12 protein-coding genes are annotated in these 17449 nt (G+C 73.1%); 4 read left to right on the top strand and 8 right to left on the bottom strand.

Features of this window, described 5'->3' with window-relative positions; genetic code table 11:
• Positions 1-16: 16 nt before the first annotated feature.
• Together ACQP00_RS25190 and ACQP00_RS25185 are read left to right on the top strand one after the other, a co-directional pair.
• On the top strand, positions 17-484 hold the full coding sequence (locus ACQP00_RS25190; protein ID WP_433223083.1) for a hypothetical protein: 468 nt from the start codon (positions 17-19) through the stop codon (positions 482-484).
• A gap of 24 nt (positions 485-508) precedes the next feature.
• Positions 509-4219 carry a chemotaxis protein CheB gene (locus tag ACQP00_RS25185; protein WP_433223081.1) on the top strand — a complete coding sequence of 1237 codons (3711 nt, stop codon included), beginning with the start codon at positions 509-511 and terminating at the stop codon, positions 4217-4219.
• Here the strand turns inward: ACQP00_RS25185 and ACQP00_RS25180 are convergent.
• The 5 genes from ACQP00_RS25180 to ACQP00_RS25160 all read right to left on the bottom strand — a co-directional run bounded on the left by ACQP00_RS25180 (position 4203) and on the right by ACQP00_RS25160 (position 8165).
• Complete coding sequence (locus ACQP00_RS25180; RefSeq protein WP_433223079.1) at positions 4203-4700, bottom strand: hypothetical protein; 498 nt, start codon at positions 4698-4700, stop codon at positions 4203-4205. The genes ACQP00_RS25185 and ACQP00_RS25180 overlap by 17 nt on opposite strands.
• Entirely contained in the window at positions 4697-5299 is a 603-nt protein-coding gene (locus tag ACQP00_RS25175) for a hypothetical protein (RefSeq protein WP_433223077.1), read from the bottom strand. Before ACQP00_RS25175 ends, ACQP00_RS25180 begins: the two co-directional genes overlap by 4 nt.
• Positions 5296-6705 (bottom strand): PrsW family intramembrane metalloprotease, encoded by a 1410-nt coding sequence (locus tag ACQP00_RS25170; RefSeq protein ID WP_433223075.1) that lies wholly within the window; start codon positions 6703-6705, stop codon positions 5296-5298. The genes ACQP00_RS25175 and ACQP00_RS25170 overlap by 4 nt, the downstream gene beginning before the upstream one ends.
• Before the next feature lie 82 nt (positions 6706-6787).
• Complete coding sequence (locus ACQP00_RS25165; RefSeq protein WP_433223074.1) at positions 6788-7675, bottom strand: hypothetical protein; 888 nt, start codon at positions 7673-7675, stop codon at positions 6788-6790.
• A 64-nt stretch (positions 7676-7739) separates the two neighbouring features.
• Positions 7740-8165 (bottom strand): hypothetical protein, encoded by a 426-nt coding sequence (locus ACQP00_RS25160; protein WP_433223072.1) that lies wholly within the window; start codon positions 8163-8165, stop codon positions 7740-7742.
• Positions 8166-8310: 145 nt separating this feature from the next.
• On the opposite strand from ACQP00_RS25160, the gene ACQP00_RS25155 reads away from it, so the two are divergent.
• Positions 8311-11214, top strand: a complete 2904-nt coding sequence (locus ACQP00_RS25155; protein WP_433223070.1) for a M36 family metallopeptidase — start codon at positions 8311-8313, stop codon at positions 11212-11214.
• Between the two features lie 100 nt (positions 11215-11314).
• Complete coding sequence (locus tag ACQP00_RS25150) at positions 11315-11524, top strand: hypothetical protein (protein WP_433223068.1); 210 nt, start codon at positions 11315-11317, stop codon at positions 11522-11524.
• A 312-nt stretch (positions 11525-11836) separates the two neighbouring features.
• Here the strand turns inward: ACQP00_RS25150 and ACQP00_RS25145 are convergent, their stop codons facing one another.
• The 3 genes from ACQP00_RS25145 to ACQP00_RS25135 all read right to left on the bottom strand — a co-directional run bounded on the left by ACQP00_RS25145 (position 11837) and on the right by ACQP00_RS25135 (position 17393).
• A complete protein-coding gene (locus tag ACQP00_RS25145) occupies positions 11837-13450 on the bottom strand; it encodes a methyl-accepting chemotaxis protein (protein WP_433223066.1) in 1614 nt (537 codons plus the stop codon).
• A gap of 71 nt (positions 13451-13521) precedes the next feature.
• Entirely contained in the window at positions 13522-16005 is a 2484-nt protein-coding gene (locus ACQP00_RS25140) for a polynucleotide kinase-phosphatase (RefSeq protein WP_433223064.1), read from the bottom strand.
• The gene (locus ACQP00_RS25135) at positions 16002-17393 is read right to left on the bottom strand and encodes a 3' terminal RNA ribose 2'-O-methyltransferase Hen1 (RefSeq protein WP_433223062.1); all 1392 of its coding nucleotides are present in this window, start codon (positions 17391-17393) and stop codon (positions 16002-16004) included. The genes ACQP00_RS25140 and ACQP00_RS25135 overlap by 4 nt, the downstream gene beginning before the upstream one ends.
• Positions 17394-17449: the final 56 nt, after the last annotated feature.

Below are 17449 nucleotides of genomic sequence, written 5' to 3'. Positions count from 1 at the left end.
GAGGGAAGGAACCGCCATGACGGCCTTTTCGATCTACACCGGCCGGGTCACCAACTGGCCGATCGTCGTGACCAGCGCCGTGCTGGCGGTACCGCTGCTGATCGCCGGCGGCACCTCCGACGGGCCGGCGCGCGACCTGGTGCTGCCGCTGCTCGTCGCCGGCCTGGCCGTGCTCGGCAATGTGCTGACCGGGACCAGCATCCGCACCTCGGCCGGGCCGAACGGGGTGGCCATCCGCTTCGGCGTGCTCGCCTGGCCGCGGTGCACGTACCCGCTGGACACCATCGCGGCCGCCGAGGTGGTCGACGTCCAGCCGTGGCAGGTGGCGTTCGGCTTCTGGTGGACGCCGCGGCACACGTACTGCACCGTGCGCTCCGGCCCCGCCCTGCGCCTCACCCTCCGCAGCGGCCGCCGCGTCACCGTGACCGTCCCGGACGCCCCCGCCGCCGTGGCCGCGTTGCGCGAAACAGGGCTTAGGCTGTGACGCAATCGGTGAGCGAGGTGAGCGATGCCGGCGTCGGAGCGGGACGGCACCAGGCGCATGAACGTGATCGCCCTCGTCACCTCGGCCGGCGGCCTGGACGCGCTCAGCGGCGTCCTGCGGATGCTGCCGGAGGACCTTCCCGCGGCGGTGGTGATCGCCCAGCACCTCGGCGGTCAGGGCAGCGTCCTGGTCAGCATCCTGTCCCGCCGCATCAGCTTGCCGGTGGTGTGGGCGCAGCCGAACGAACCCCTCAAGCCCGGCTGCGTGACGGTCTGCCCGCCCCGGTCGCGCCTGGAGGTGCTGCCCGACCTGACGTGCGCCGTGACGGCCCGGGACGGCGGCCTCGACGAGCGGCCGCTCGACGCGCTGCTGCAGTCCCTGGCCGACAGCGTCGGTGAGGCCGGCGTCGGCGTCGTGCTCACCGGCATGCTCAGGGACGGCGCGCACGGGGCGAAGGCCCTGCACGACGCGGGCGGCCTGGTCATCGCCCAGAGTCCCGACACGGCGGAGCACGCGGCCATGCCACAGGCGGCGATGGACGCGGGCGCGGTCGACCTCGTCCTGCCGCTGCACGAGATCGGCGCCACGCTCGTCGACGCCGTCCTCGGCCGCCGGCTCCCGCTGCCCGCCGCCGAGCTGCAGGCGATCCGCGACGTCTTCGGCACCGAGGGCGTGACCGCGTCGATGGCGGCCGAGATCGACTGGAGCCGCACGCCCGTCGGACGGGTGACGGGCTGGTCGCCGGTCCTGCGCACCGGGGTCAGCATCGTCATGGCCTGCCCGGACGTGGCCAACCTGTGGTGGGGCGACGATCTGCTGTTCTTCAGCAACGATGCCGCGCTGACGGTGCTCGGCGGGCGCGAGCAGACGGCGTTCGCGCAGCCGTACCGGGAGACCTTCGCCGACGTCTGGGACCAGGTCGCGCCGGCCATCGAGCGTGCGCGGCGGGGGAAGGCGGCGCGCCATCTTGCGGTACCGTTCCGCTACGTCCGCGACGGCCGCCTGCAGGACATGTGGACGGACCTCACCGACACGCCGATCAAGGACCAGGACGGCCGGGTCGTCGGGGTGATCCGGGTCGCCCACGAACGCACGGCGGAAGTGCTCGCGGCGCGGCGGCTCACCACGCTCAACGCGCTCGGCCGCAAGGCGCGGGCGGGCAGCCGGCGGGAGGCCCTCGGCGCCGCCGTCCAGGTGCTCAGCGAGGCCGCCGACGTGCCGTTCGCGGCCGCCTACCTGCTCGACCCGTCGGGCCAGCGGGCCGGCCTGGTGGCGGCGAAGGGCCTCGACGAGGGCGGGACGCTGGCGCCGCGCGAGCTGCACGTGACGGCCGACGGCGCCTGGCCGGTGCACGCGGCCGTGACGAGCGGCCACGCGGTGGTGGTGGACGACATCGCCGCCCGGTTCCGGGGGCATCTCGCGGGCGCCGACCGGGTGCTGGCGCGCTGCGCCGTGGTGCATCCGCTGCGCGACGACGCCGAGGACCGCATCACGGGCGTGCTCATCGTCGGCGCCGACCCGTACCTCGCCTTCGACGCCCCCTACCGCGACTTTCTCGCGCTCGTGGCGGACACCGTCGCCGCCCGGGCCGCCGAGGCGCACGCCCGCCAGCGGGAACGGGAGCGCCTCGAGCGGCTCGCCGACCTCGACCGGACCAAGACCGAGTTCTTCTCGAACGTCTCGCACGAGTTCCGCACGCCGCTGACGCTGATGCTCGGGCCGCTCGACGCCGCCCTCGAACGGACGGACTCGCTGCCCGCCCGGCTCGTGTCCGAACTGGAGCTCGCGCGGCGCAACGCGCAGCGGCTGCTGCGGCTGACCGGCGCGCTGCTGGACTTCTCGCAGGCCGAGGCCGGCCGGTTGCGGGCCCAGCCGGCCGCCACCGACCTCGCCGCGCGGACCGGGGAGATCGTGGCCCAGTTCGCAAGCGCCGCCGAGCGGGCCGGGCTGGCGTTGCGCACCGCGATCGAGCCGATCGGCCGGCCGGTGTGGGTCGACCCGGAGATGTGGGAGAAGATCCTCGCCAACCTGTTGTCCAACGCGCTGAAGTACACCCTCGAAGGCTCGATCGAAGTCGAACTGCACGCCCGGACCAAGCACGCCGAACTCGTGGTGCGCGACACCGGCGTGGGCATTCCCGAGGCGGAGCTGCCGCACATCTTCAAGCGCTTCCACCGGGTGCACGGGGTGCGGGGCCGCACCCAGGAGGGCGTCGGGATCGGTTTGGCGCTCGTAGACGAGCTGGTCCGCCGGCACCACGGCCGGGTCCGGGCCGCGAGCGCGGTGGGGTCCGGGACGGCGATCACCGTGTGGATCCCGTTCGGGCGCCGCCCCACGGGCACGACGGGCGACGGGCCGGCACCAGTCGAGGCGACCACGGCCGTCGCTGCCGGGCTGGCCGAGGAGGCGGCCCGCTGGGACGGCGCGGACGGGGGCGAGCGGGCCTGGGCGGGTGACGCGCGGGCCGACGGCTCGGCGGGCATCCACGTGCCCGGCGCCAGGCTTCTGGTCGTCGACGACAACCAGGACATGCGCGATTATTTGTACCGCCTGCTGGCCGGGGACTGGACGGTCCAGCTCGCCCGCAACGGGGCCGAGGCCCTCGACCTCGCCCGGCGCGAACCGCCCGACCTGGTGCTGAGCGACGTCATGATGCCCGGCCTCGACGGCTTCGCGCTGCTCTCCGCGCTGCGCGACGACCCGGTCCTCGCCGACGTGCCCGTCATCCTCGTCACCGCCCGGGCCGGGGAGGAGGCCGGCATCGAGGGAATGCTCGCCGGCGCCGACGACTACATCGTAAAGCCGTTCGCGGCCCGGGAGCTCGTCGCCCGCATCGGCGCCCAGCTGGAGCTGACGCTGATGCGCCGGCGCCAGGGCAAGCTCGACGCGTTCCGGGTCGCCCTCACCGACACGCTGCGCAGCCTGCCGGACCCGGTGGAGGTGCAGGCCCGCGCGGCCGCCCTGCTCGGCCGGCACCTCGGCGCGAGCCGCGCCTACTACCAGGAGTTCGACCGCGTCGCCGGCACGTTCACCGTCCACCGCAACTACACCGACGGGCTGCCGTCCCTGGCGGGCACCTACAGCCTGGCCGACTACAACGACGAGCTCGTCGACGAGTCGCACCGCACCGGCCGCCCGCTGGTCGTCCCCGACGCCGCCGACCTCGACCCCAAGGCCGCCGCCGCGTGGGCCGCGCTGTCCGTCCGCGCCGGCGTGGCCGCCCCCAACATGCGATCCGGGGTGTGCGTCGCCGCGCTCGGCATCACCAGCGCCGAGCCCCGGGACTGGACCGCCGAGGAGATCGCCCTCGTCGAGGAGACCGCCGAACGGACCTGGGCCTACGTCGAGCGCGCCCGGGCGGAGCAGGAGCTGCGCCACTCCGAGGAGCGGTTCCGGACCGTCGCGGATGCCGTACCGGCGCTGATCTGGCAGAACGACGCCGACGGCCGCAACGTCTTCGTCAACCGCTCCTTCCGCGACTACACCGGCCTGACCGACGCCGGGATCAGCGGCGACCGCTGGCAGTCGCTGATCCACCCCGACGAGGCGGACGACTATGTCGCGGCCTACCTGCGAACCGTGCGCGAGCGGGCGGACTGGCGCCGCCGCAACCGGCTGCGGCGCCAGGACGGGTCGTGGCGCACCTTCGACAACTACGCGACACCGCTGTTCGCCGTCGACGGCTCCTACCTGGGCCACGTCGGCGTCTCGGTCGACGTCACGGACCGGCGGTGAGCCACTCCCGCAACGGCGACGCCTGCGCCCAGGACGGTTGCGCCACCGCGATGCCGGCGGCGAACGCATGGGCGAGGTCTCGCATCATCCGCTGGAGGTCGACCATGGGCGCGACCTCGTCCGGTTGCGCCGGGCTCCAGTTCGCGTTGGAGCTGCAGTGCAGCAGCACATCCGGCGTGCCGGGCCGGGGCCGCATGGTGACGGTACGGTCGATGCCCTGCTCGAAGAAGTCCAGCTCGGCCTCGCGCGCGCCCTCGAGTGCGGCCAGCAAGTCCGGCAGCTGCGGGATGATCGCGGCCAGATCGAAGCGCACGTCGACCGGCCAGCGCTCGTCGCCGAACCCCCCGGCGGTGAACCTCCAGCCCGCGTCCTCCATCCGGGCACAGCCGTGCAGGGCGATCGCTTCGAGGCTCCCCTCGGCCGCGACGGCCGGGTCCAGGTCAAAGGGTGCGCCGGCGTGCAGCGCGAGGTGGAAGGTCATTTCGTTTCCAAGGTGGGATACGCGACTCTGATGATGCCGCGGCGGTTCGGAACGATTCGAGCCCGTGGCGCGGGAACCCTGGTGCCGTCCGGCATGATCATCAGCCCGAGGCCCGCCGGGAGGTCCACGACGTACCGCTCGGTCGCCGCCGGATCATAGTGCTCCCTCAAGAAGACGGCAGCGGCCTGATCGTCCAGCCATTGCCCTTGGGCGTCACCGGTTCCCGCCGCACGACCGACGAGTTCCTTCGTGTTGGCCCGGCCGTGGAGGGTGAACGTGTGCCCGAAGGTGGGCACGCTCCTATGGTTCCAATTTATCTCCCGCTCGCCGCGGGCGGGCAGATGGGTGGAGAGCCCGACCGACAGGTCGGTGATCGTCTTGATGGCCGAGAAGTACCGGTACGCGACCACGCCCGCGGTGACGGCGACGGTCAGCCCACCCACCACCGCGGCCGCGATCAGGGCCGCCGACTGGCAGCCGTCGCCCTCGCCGCCGGTCTCGTAGCTGATGCCGCCGCAGGTCGCGCCGGTCTGGAGCGGCAGGAGCAGGGTGAGCCAGGCGATGGTGAGCGCCGTACGGAACGCGGCGCGCCAGGTCATCGCGGTGCTCCCGTGGTCAGGGCGGCATGCAGCTGTTTGTGGTGCCGGACCCGGCGGCGTGACCGGGCCAGGTCGGCGCCACGGTCGGCGCCGCGCTCGGTGGCTAGGTCGGTACCGCGCTCGGTGGCTAGGTCGGTACCGCGCTCGGTGGCTAGGTCGGTACCGCGCTCGGTGGCTAGGGCGAGTTCGGCGGCGTGCAGGCGGCGGAGGTTGCGGTAGGCCGGGATGCCGTACCGGCGCAACGCCGCGATGCGCAGCGCTCGTCGCTTGTGGGGGTCGAGCAGGATGGGCACCTCCGGCGGGGTGATCGCGGCGGACGGGTCGGCGGTCTCGGCCTGCAGCCCGGCGGCGAGGACCGCGGCCTGGGTGCGCAGCCCGCGGCGCAGCAGCAGGGCCTGCAGCACGATCAGCGGGCCCTGCAGCACGACGATCGACAGCGGCAGCACGACGAGCAGCTGCACCGTGTCGCTGACGGCGGGCAGCAGTGCACCCTGAACCGCCGAATAGGTGTTGTACAGCGCATGCCCACCCGCCGCCGCCATTACCCCGCACAGGATGGCGGTGCGCCGGAGCCGGGGGTCACGCAACTGGACGGCGGCTCCGATCGCGGCGCCCAGCACCGCCGAGAACGTCGTGTGCGCGGCGAGCAGGCCGAGGATCTGCCGGCCCCAGTACTGCGCGCCCGCCCCCGACCCGGCGCCGGTCATGTAGACGACCGTCTCGTTGAGGTTGAAGCCGAGGCCGACCGCGGCGCCGAGGACCGCCCCGGAGACGGCGCCGTCGATCCGGCGGCGCAGGAGCAGGCAGGCGATCGCCACCCCGGCCCCCTTGGCGAGCTCCTCGACGAGACCGGCGTGCATGCCCCGCAGCGAGCGGGCGGCCAGGGCGGCGTCGAACGGGTTTTCGGTGAACAGTCCCGCATATGCGGCCGCATACCGCACGAACAGCTCGTTGAGCACGCCCGCGAGGCCGGCGGCGACGAGTGCGCCCCAGGCGAAGACCGCGAGGTACAACCACATCGGCACGCGGCGGAAGCGCTGCACGGCGAACATGGTCCACAGGCCGAACGCGGTCGTCGGCACGCAGGCGAGCAGCAGCAGAGGCTGCGAGCCCAGGTTGATCACCGGCTGGATGGTGAGGGGGACCAGCACCGCCGCTGTGCCCGCGACGGACACGCCGACAGGCAGGATCCGGCCGGGGTACTGCTCCCGGTGCACCCGCCGGATCAGCAGCAATCCGAGCCAGACGGCCGGGAGTACCACGATCAGCAGCCGCAGGACGGCCGGCTCCTCGGCGAGGAACGGGCCCGGTCCGGGCGCGAGAAAGAACACCACGACGGCGGCGGTGACCCCGCCCGCCATCACGACCGCGATGCGCAGCACCCGCTGCCAAGCCTCGGCACTCACCGCGCGCTCCGAGCCAGGCTCGGCACATCGACAAGCAAATGGTCGGCGCCGAAGCCCGGCACTCGCGGCCACGCCCCGGCGCTCACCGCGCGCTCCGGGCCGGGCTCGGCACGTCGACGGCCGGTTGGTCGGTACCGAAGCCCAGCACGAGCGCCCCGCCGCACATCAGTACGCCGATCAGGCCGCCGACGAGCAGGAGCCGGAACTCCGGGCGGCCCGGGGTCAGCCCGGCGGCGATGCTCTGCCCGACATCGTGTACCGCCCGCCACGTGCCCTTCGCCGCCCGCACCACGAGGACGGGGCGCCGGCGTGGGAGCCGCGGCAGCATGGCCGTGCCGACCGTGGCGACGGTCGCGCAGCCGGCGGCGGCCACGCAGACGAGCGCGAAGGTCCTTGGCGCGCCGGTGGGGTGCACCTGGCCGCCGGCCTCGAGGGCACCCGACAACGCGCTCGATCCGGCGAGGGAGTACGCCGCGACGGCCGCGTAGAGCAGGGCCAGCATCGCCGAGTACACGGTGTGCAGCCGGAATAACAGGAAAACGGCCGCAATCGCCAGATAGCCGTAGACCGCCGCCGCGACGGTCGGCGTCTGGTGCAGGACGGCCACGTCGCGGGCGTCGTCGATGTTGCGTTCCCGGCCGCCGACGTTGTCGCTCGCCGCCCCGGCCAGCACGGCGCCGGCGATGAGGGGCAGCAGCGCGGCGTACCACCGGGAGGAAGGGCCGCGCAGTCCCACCGTGACCGCAGTCGCGGCGACGACCGCCCCCCACGGCAGCGCCGCGACCATGAAGAAGCGCACCAATTGGCCGGCGTCGGCCGGAAGCTGATCGGTGTACAGCAGCATCGCCGCGGGCTCGCCCCAGGTCACGGCCGGGCCGCCGATCCAGTCGGCGCCCTCCAGCCGGGTCAGGACATAGCCGCAGACGACCGCGCCGATCATGCCGGCCCAGCGCAGCACTTGCGCGACCATGCCACCCCCGTGTCTCCGCGCCCGCCAACAACATACCGGCAAACGTCGATGCGTGGGGACCCGGCTACCCTACGCTCGCGCCGGGCGGGACGAGCTGGGCCGGGACGGCGAAGACCGCGAGGTACCACTCCGCGACGACGCACGCGGTGTCCTCGCCGCCGGTGAGCGTGGCGGTGATCTGCTTCGATCCCAGGGCGATGGTCGCGCCGTCGTTCTGGCAGCCGGGCCGGACGAACGCGAAGATCCGCACGTCCGGGCGGGCGTGCTGGGTGACCGCCGTCCGGGCGCTGTCGATCGCCGCCGCCGGGCCGGGTGCGAGCCGATCGATCTGGTCGGGCGCGGAGATCTCCACTGCGCCGCCGGTACCGGCGTCCTGCACCATGACGAACGCGATGAGCTCCGGCGCCGGTGCGGCCGGTGCGGCCGAATTCCCGCAACTGGTCGCGATCAGCACGATCAGGCCCAGCGCCGCCGTCGCAATCCGTCCCATGGCAGTTGGACGCGCGGCGCGCCGGGCCGGTTCCACGACCCCTCACCACGCCCCTCGCATCGGGACGCGCTCTTGCCCCGACCACCGGCAAGGAGTATCCACACATTTGAATTCATGCACGTCCACGGCAGAGGAGGAATCGATCGTGGACAGACCTCGAAGGACGAGCGCCGCCCTGATCACCGTCGCGGTGATCGCGGGCCTGACGGTGACGGCGGCCCCCGCGTGGTCGGCCCCGCCCCGGGATCCGGTCTCATCGCCGAGCGCCAATGACTTCCTCGGCGACGGGCCCGGCGCCCGCGACGCCGACAACCGCAAGGGCACCCTCGCGCCGAGCGCCCAGCAGCGCTCGCTGGCCGGCAAGTTCGGCGCGGTGCAGTTCAACAGGCTCGGCACGCCCCGAGCGCTCGGCCCGGCGGCGCCCGGGAAGGCCGCGCTGACGGCCGGGCTCGCCGCCGACCCGGAGACGGCTGCCCGCCAGTTCCTCGTGCAGAACCAGGCCCTCTTCGGCCTCGACGAGCCGTCGGTCGCCGCCATGGACGCGGTCCTCGTGCGGCCGATGGGCAAGGCTTCCGTGGTACTGCTCCGGCAGCGCTTCGGCGGCCTGCGCGCCGGGCACGACGGGCTCGTGTCGGTGCTCGTCAGCGGCGGTACCGTCGTGCGGGTCACCTCGTCGCTCTCCCGCGACACCCGCGCACCGCAGCCGGCCACCATCCCGCCCGCCAACGCGATCACCGTCGCCGTCCGCGACGCCGGGCTGACCGCCGCCCAGGTCGGGAGCGTGGACGTCGACACCGTCGCGGTGCCGACCCCGTCCGACGGGCCGCGGGCCGCGTATGCGGTGACGCTGAACGGTACCGACGCGAACCGGCCGGTGGCGTTCACCACCTATGTCGACGCCCGGACCGGCGGCGTGCTGGTCCGCGAGGACCTCGTCGACTTCGACTCGGACAACCCGCGCTGGGCGGTCTTCCCGGCCACCCCGACGAACACCGTCGGCCTCGACTCCCGGCAGCGCTGGTGCTTCAGCCCGATGCCGGCCTGCGTGCGGACGGTCCGCGACCCCAACAGCGGCCAGGCGTGGGACGTCGACCTGACCACCGGCCAGCCGACCTTCACCTCCAGCGGCAACGCGGCGAACAACGTGGTGCTGTGGGGCGCCGGCACGACACCCACCCCGGCGACGGCGAAGCCCGACCGCAATTACGTGTACCCGTTCACCGACCAGTGGCGGGCCGCCCGCTGCAACCCCGCGGGGTTCACCTCGGCGCAGCGCAACGACGCCGACGCCGCGGTGACGAACCTGTTCGCCATGCACAACCGGATGCACGACTGGGCGTACAACCTCGGCTTCACCGAATCGGCTTGGAACATGCAGGTCGTGAACCTGGGCCCGGACGGCCTGGGCGGCGACGCCGAGCAGGGCCGCGCGCAGGCAAACGCGCTCGGCGGCAGCCGCAACAACGCCAACCAGGGCACCGGCCGCGACGGTCTCCCGCCGACCACCAACATGTTCCTCTGGCAGCCGGTCGCGGGCGCGGCCTACCCGCCCTGCGTCGACGGCGACTACGACATGACCGTGATAGGTCACGAATATACGCACGCCATCACCAACCGCATGATCGCCGGTCCGGACACCGGCATCGGCTCGTTCCAGGGCGGCTCGATGGGTGAGGCGTGGGGCGACCTGCTCGCCGGCGAGTACCTGTACGAGAACAACCTCCGCGCCCAGGGCGACACCCCGTTCGTGACCGGCGCGTACGTCACCGGCAACAACACCACCGGCATCCGCGACTACGACGGCAGCAAGAGCCCGCTGAACTACTCCGACATCGGCTTCGACCTGACCGGCCCGGAGGTCCACGCCGACGGCGAGATCTGGGTCGCCACCAACCTGCGGGTGCGCACGGCGTTCCTGCAGCGCTACGGCGCCGGCACCCCGTCGCTCCAGCAGCGCTGCGCCGACGGCCAGGTGACGGTCGACGCCTGCCCCGGCAACCGCCGCTGGGCCCAGCTCACCTTCGACTCGTTCCTGCTCCAGGCGTCGAGCCAGGTCAGCATGGTCGACATGCGCGACAACATGCTCGCGGCCGACCTGGTCCGCTTCGGCGGGGCCAACCAGGACCTGATCTGGAACGCGTTCGCCCAGTCGGGCCTCGGCACCGACGCGTCCGGCGACCCCGCCGACACCGACCCGACGCCGAGTTTCGCCTCCCCGTACGCGAACAACGCCACCGTCACCCTCCAGCCCCTGGGCGACTCGGCGGGTGCGGTCATCCGGCTGTATGTAGGTGACTACGAGGCCCGCGCGGTCCCGGTCGCCGACACCGACCCGGAGACCGACCTGCCGGCCACCTTCCAGATCATGCCCGGCACGTCGTTCTCCTTCACGGCGGTGGGCGCCGGCTACGGCCACAAGAAGTTCACGTCCCTGTTCCTGCCGGGCCGGTCCCAGGACCTGAAGCTCAACCTCCCGCGCAACCTGGCCTCGACCTCGGCGGGCGCCGTGCTCACCGGCGACGGCGTCAACGTCGACAAGCTCGGCGACGACACCGAGGCGACCGACTGGGCCTCCCTGGACGGCGTCTCGGGCAAGAAGGTCACGGTCGACCTGGCCGGCGACCGCCCGGTCACGGTCAACACGGTCAACGTGAGCGCCCTGCTCCGCCCGGCCATCGACGGCGACGTGGACCCGCTGGGCCAGAACCGCTTCTCGGCCCTGCGCCAGTTCCGGGTCCTGGCCTGCGACTCGACGAGCGCCGATTGTTCGTCCGACTCGGGCTACCGCGAGGTGTACCGCAGCGCCGCCGACGCCTTCCCCGCGGAGGCCTTCCGGCCGGTCGCCTCGCAGCTCAACCTGCGCACGTTCCACTTCAACCCGGTGCGCGCCACGCATCTGCGAATCCAGGTGCTGACCAGCCAGTGCACCGGCAACCCGCGGTACGCCGGTGAGCAGGACAACGACCCGGCGGCGGCCACCGACTGCGCGACGGCGAGCCCGTTCGCCGCGCAGGTCCGCATCGCCGAGTTCCAGGCCTTCTCCCGCTGACCGTCTGACGCGTTCCCGGTGCCGGCTCTCGGGTCCGGCACCGGGACCACCGCCTCGCCGGCGCCGGGAAGGCCCCGAGCATCGTCCGCAAATACGTGACATGACCACCAAGGACAAAGCCGGCCGGCAGCCGTTGCATCGGCTGAGCTGGGCGGCGTCAACGGCGGCCGTCTCACCCGCGCTCGATGGCCTCGAGCAGCCGGAACGCGAACGAACGCCCGGCGTCTCGGCCGATCCCGCACGGGTGGGCGCAACCGTGACAGATCACGGAAATGCGGTGCTGCGGCGCTGCACGCGGCAGGACGAGTGAGCCACCTCGCGATGCGGCAAGGCGGGCCACGCGTCGGCATCGGCCGTGCAGTGGCATCGGCCGTGCAGTGGCATCGGCCGTGCAGTGGCATCGGCCGTGCAGTGGCATCGGCCGTGCAGTGGCATCGGCCGTGCAGTGGCATCGGCCGTGCAGTGGCATCGGCCGTGCGGTGGCGGCGCCGGCGGTAAGGCCGGCGTACGCCAACGCGTCGGCATCGACCGTGCGGTGGCGGCACCGGCGGTCAGGCCGGCGTGCGCCACTCGACCCGGCGCGACATCATCCCGGCCGACAACGACACAAATGAGCTCAGTGCTAGAAGCGGAACCGATCGACGACGGCCTGCAGGTCCCGCGACATCTGGGCGAGGTGCTGGGCCGACTGCGAGTTGTCGCCCGCCCCGTCCGTAGTGCGGCCCGCGGCCTGGGCCACCGTCGCGATGCTCCCCGCGATCGCCGCGCTGCCCTCCGCCGCCGAGGTGACGCTGCGTGACATGTCATCCGTTGTGGCGCGCTGTTCCTCCACGGCCGAGGCGACCGACAGCTGCAGGTCGTTGATGCGGCCGATGATCTCGCCGATGCGGCCGATCGCGTCGACGGCGCCGCGGGTGTCGGACTGGATGGCCTCGACCTGGCGGGCGATGTCCTCCGTCGCGCGGGCGGTCTCCTGGGCCAGGTCCTTGACCTCGCCGGCGACCACGGCGAAGCCCTTGCCGGACTCGCCTGCCCGGGCGGCCTCGATGGTGGCGTTCAGGGCCAGGAGGTTGGTCTGCTCGGCGATCGCGGTGATGGTCTTGATGACGTTGCCGATCTGGGCCGAGGAGGCACCCAGGTTCGTCACGATCCCGTTCGTCGTGTTGGCCATCGTCACCGCCTCGGCGGCCACGGTGACGCCCTCGGTCGCGCTGTGGGCGATGTCCTCGATGGACGTGCGCATGTTGTGGGCGCCGTCGGCGACGGTCTGGATGTTCGCCGAGACGCGGCCGGCGCCGTCAGCGACCGTCGCGGCCTGGCGGGAGGCCTCCTCGGCGCTGACCGAGATGCCGGCCGAGGTCGACGCCACCTGGGCGCCGCTGTCGGCGAGCTGGCGGGCGCTCACGCTCAAAGTTTGCACGGCGCCGCGGATGTGCTGGGTGCCGCGGTTCAGGGCGAGCGCGGTGTCGCCGACCTCGTCGCGGTACCGGACGTCGAGGTGCTGGGTCAGGTCGCCGTCGGCCAGGGCGATGGCGACGCGGCGCATCTCGCGCAGGGGGCGGGCGATGACGCGGATCGCGCCGGCCGCCACGAGCGCGGCCAGGAGCAGGCCGGCCAGCAGGACCACGACGACCACGTTGCGCGCGGTACGGTACGTGGCCTCCGCGTCCTGCGAGACCGTCCGGGCCGTGGTGGCCTCGTAGTCGCTGAGCTCGGCGATGATCGTCTGGGCCTTGTCGGTCGCCTGGTTGGCCTGCAGGCCGAGCTGCTGGATCTGCGGGTCGTTGGGCGGCAGGTTCAGCATCTGCGCGAGCAGCGACTGGAAGCCGGACCAGGTCTCGCCGAACGTGCGCGCGAACGTCTGCTGCGTCGCGTTGGCGCCCGGGACGTCCGCGTAGGTCTTGGCCGCCGCCGTGATGTCGTCGATCGCGGCCTGGTAGTCGGTGGTGGCCTGGGCGACCAGCGCCTGGTCCTGGGCGGCGTTGCGGGTGAGGGCGGCGAGGAGCATGCGGCTGAACGCCTGCTGCATGTCCGAGGCGGCGGTCAGCCGGGCGATGCTGCCCCGCTGCAGCTCCCGCGCGTTGTCGCGGACCTGGCCGAGCTGCACCAGGGCGGTCACCGCCACGGCGATGGTGGTGAGGAAGCTGACCGCCAGGACGAGGCCGACCTTGGCCGCGACGCTGCGGTCGCCGAACCAGCGCCAGGTGCTGCGCCGGCCGGACCTGCCGGTATCCATCGCCATCGCCATCCTCGACCGTTGCCGTCGTACCCCCTTCGGCAGGCGGGCAAGGCACCTGAGAGGAATTGCTACAGCCGCGGGTCGACCGGCTCCGACTCCAGGGCCAGCACGGCGAAGACCGCCTCGTGGACGCGCCACAGCGGTTCGCCCGCGGCGGCGCGTTCGAGGGCCTCGAGGCCCAGCGCGTACTCCCGCAGCGCCAGCGACCGCTTCCGGCCCAGGTTGCGCTGGCGCAGCCGGTCGAGGTTGGCCGGTTCGGTGTAGTCGGGGCCATAGATGATCCGCAGGTACTCGCGGCCGCGCACCTTGATCCCGGGCTGGGCCAGGCCGCGGTCGGTGTGCACCAGGTTGGCGTACGGCTTGACCACCATGCCCTCGCCGCCGGCCGCGGTCAGCTCCTCCCACCAGGCGACCCCGGCCGCGACGGACTCCGGGTCGGTGGTGTCGACGCGCAGCCGCCGGGTGGTCCGGATCAGGTCCGGCGCCGCCTCGGCGAGCCGGTCGGCGATCGCCAGGTGCCAGCCGTGGTCCCGATCGTGAAATGTCACCGAAGTACCGGCGAGCAGCTGGAACGGTGCCAGCCGCACCCCGTCGAGGCCGTCGGTCGGCCAGCAGTAGCGCCGGTACGCCTCGGTGAAGGCCTCCGCGTTCGCGGCCCGTGCCCGGGTGCGCTCCAGCAGCGGAGAAGGGCCGGCCGCCGCCAGGACCTGCACGGCGGCCGAGAGCGTCGCGCGGGCGGCGGCCCCGACGGCGGCGTACTGCGTCCGCAGCAGCTCCGAAGCCTTCGCCGACCATGGCAGCAGTTCGCAGTCGAGCAGCAACCGGTCACCGGCAAGGTCCCACAATCCGGCCGCGGTCACGGATGAACGGACGCGGTCCAGCAACTGCTCGGTGCGCGACGCGTCGAAGAACGGCCGGCCGGTCCGCGTGTACACGGCGCCACCCGCAACGGCATCGACGAGCACGACGGCCCGCGAGCCCATGTGCTTCTCCTCGCAGATGACCTCCGCGATGCCGTCGGCACGGTACGCCGCGAACGCCTCCAGCGGGTGCTCCAGGAGGTCCGGAAGCGACGAGGTGGCGCACGGAGCCATCGTCGGCGGCAGGTACGGCAGCCGCGCCGGGTCCAGCGCGAACCGGCTCATCACCTCCAGCGCACCGGCCGCCTGCTCCTCCCCGACCGTCAACCGCCCGTGGTGGCGCGTCTCCACGATCCGCTTGCCCAGCACGTCGGTGATGTCGAGGCCGTCATCGGCCCGGGGCGGGGGAGCCGACTCCAACGGCCGGACCGGGGTGTACCAGACCTGCGAGGCCGGCACCGCCACGATTTCCTTCGTGGGGTACCGCAGCGCCGTGAGACTGCCGCCGAACACGCACCCGGTGTCCAGGCACATGGTGTTGTTGACCCATTCCGGCTGCGGGACGGGCGTGTGGCCGTACAACACCATCGCCCGGCCGCGGTAGTCCTGTGCCCACGGGTAGCGCACCGGCAGCCCGAACTCGTCGGTCTCGCCGGTGGTGTCGCCGTAGAGCGCGAAGCTGCGCACCCGGCCCGAAGCGCGGCCGTGGTAGGCCTCCTTGAGTCCCGCGTGCGCGACGACGAGCCGGCCGCCGTCGAGGACCAGGTGCGAGACCAGGTCGCGGGCGAACACCTCGGCCTGCTTGCGGAACTCGTCGCTCTCCCCGGCGAGCTGTTCGAGGGTCTCGGCCAGGCCGTGGGTGACCTGCACGTTGCGCCCGGACAGCGCCCGGACCAGCTTGTTCTCGTGGTTGCCGGGCACCGCGAGGGCGTGCCCGGCGGCGACCATGCCCATCGCCAGGCGCAGCACGCCGGGCGAGTCGGGGCCGCGGTCGACGAGGTCGCCGAGGAACACGACCTTGCGCCCGTCCGGGTGGGCGGCGTCGACGGGGCGGCCGGCGTCATCGCGGGCGATCGCGTACCCGAGCCGGTCGAGCAGCGCCTCCAGCTCGGCCCGGCAGCCGTGGATGTCGCCGATGACGTCGAACGGGCCGGTCTCGTGCCGGAAGTCGTTGAGCAGCCGCTCCCGCACGATCTGCGCGGCGTCGACCTCCTCGGGGCTGGCCAGGATGTGCGTCTTGCGGAATCCCTCCCGGGCCAGCCCGCGCAGGGAACGGCGCAGCTGGTCGCGCTGGCGGCGGATGACGTGCGCACCGAACGTACGGTCGGCGCGGGTTTCATTGCGTTCGAGGCAGAGCTTCTCGGGCAGGTCGAGCACGATCGCGACCGGCAGCACGTCGTGCGCCCGGGCCAGCTCGACGAGCTTGCGGCGGGCGTCGGGCTGCACGTTGGTCGCGTCGACGACGGTGAGCCGGCCCGCGGCCAGCCGCTTGCCGGCGATGTAGTGCAGCACGTCGAACGCGTCCGTGGTGGCCGCCTGGCCGTTCTCGTCGTCGGCGACGAGGCCCCGGCAGAAGTCGCTGGAGATCACCTCGTACGGGCCGAAGTGCCGGCGGGCGAACGTCGACTTGCCCGAGCCGGACGCGCCGACGAGCACGACGAGGCTCAGCTGTGGAACGGCAAGCGAAGTCACGACGCCTCCAACGCGAACACGGCCATCTGGGTGGGCGGGCCGACCTCGGGGTCGTCGGGCCCGACGGGCACATACCGCACCCGGTAGCCGTGCGCGGCGGCCACCCCGCCGGCCCACGCGCGGAACTCGCCCCGGGTCCACTCGAACCGGTGGTCGCGGTGGCGCATGGCGCCGGCCTGCAAACCTTCGAAGCGGATGTTGTACTCCACGTTGGGCGTCGTGACGACCACAGTGGACGGTCGCGCCGCGCCGAACACGGCGCGCTCCAGCGCCGGCAGGCGGGGCGGGTCGACGTGCTCGACGACCTCCATGAGCACCGCCGCGTCGAACCCGGCGATCCGCTCGTCCCGGTACGTCAGCGACGACTGCACCAGCCGCACCCGCTCCCGCTGCCGCTCCCCCAGTCGCTCCAGCCGCAGCCGCCGGGCCGCGATCTCCAGCGCGCGGTGCGACACGTCGACCCCGAGCACCTCGCGGAACGCCGGCTCGGCCAGCAGCGCCCGGATCAGCGCGCCCTCGCCGCAGCCGAGGTCGACGACCCGGGCCGCGCCGGCCTCGCCGAGGGCGGCGAGCACGGCCGCGATCCGCTGCTGGACGAGGGGCAGCGGCCGCGGGGCGGGCTCGTCGTCCGGCTCCTCCGGCACCCGGTCGTCGAGTTCGGTGAGGCGACCGACGGCGGTGGCCACCAGCTCGCGGCGGTGGGCGAGGTACCGGCGGGTGATGAGCTCCCGGTCGGGGTGGGTGCCGAGCCAGCCCTCGCCGGCCCGGATCAGCTTCTCGACCTCGTCGATGCCGATCCAGTAGTGCTTGGCGTTGTCCAGCACCGGCAGCAGGACGTAGAGGTGGTTCAGGGCGTCGGCGAGCCGCAGCTCCCCGGTGAGGCGCAGGTCGACGTAGCGGGAGTCGCCCCAGTCGGGTACCGCCGGATCGAGCGGCAGCGGCGTCGCCCGCACCTGCCAGCCGAGCGGGGCGAACAGCCGCACCGCGATCTCGGCCCCGCCCGCGCACGGCAGCGCCGGGACGTGGATGTCCAGCGGCAGCGGCCGGTCGGGCAGCTCGGGCCGCGCGGCGCACCGGCCGGCCATGGCGCTGCGGAACACCCGGGAGATGGCGACGGCGAGCATCGACGACGCCGCGTACGGACGGTCGTTGACGTACTGCGCCAGCGAGAACCCGTCGGCCCCGCCCGGCCGCCGGCCCCGGACCAGCTCGACCGGATCGACCTCGACCAGCAGCACGGCGGTACAAACGCGATCTGTTGCTTCTGGATAGAACACGTGCGCCCGCCCGACCGTCACGTCGAACTCCTGCACCTTGCCCGGATGCTTGTGCAGCAGGAATCCGAGGTCGGTGGCCGGGGTCGCGGTCGTGGTGATGGTCAGCAGCACCGCCGCAGTATGCCCACCCGGCGCGCCCGCGCGCCTCCGGATTTCGGGCCTGCAGC

This window comes from Dactylosporangium sp. CS-047395 (assembly GCF_050942185.1).
In the GTDB taxonomy this organism is placed as follows: domain Bacteria; phylum Actinomycetota; class Actinomycetes; order Mycobacteriales; family Micromonosporaceae; genus Dactylosporangium.
This window is presented reverse-complemented; position numbering and strand designations above follow the sequence as displayed.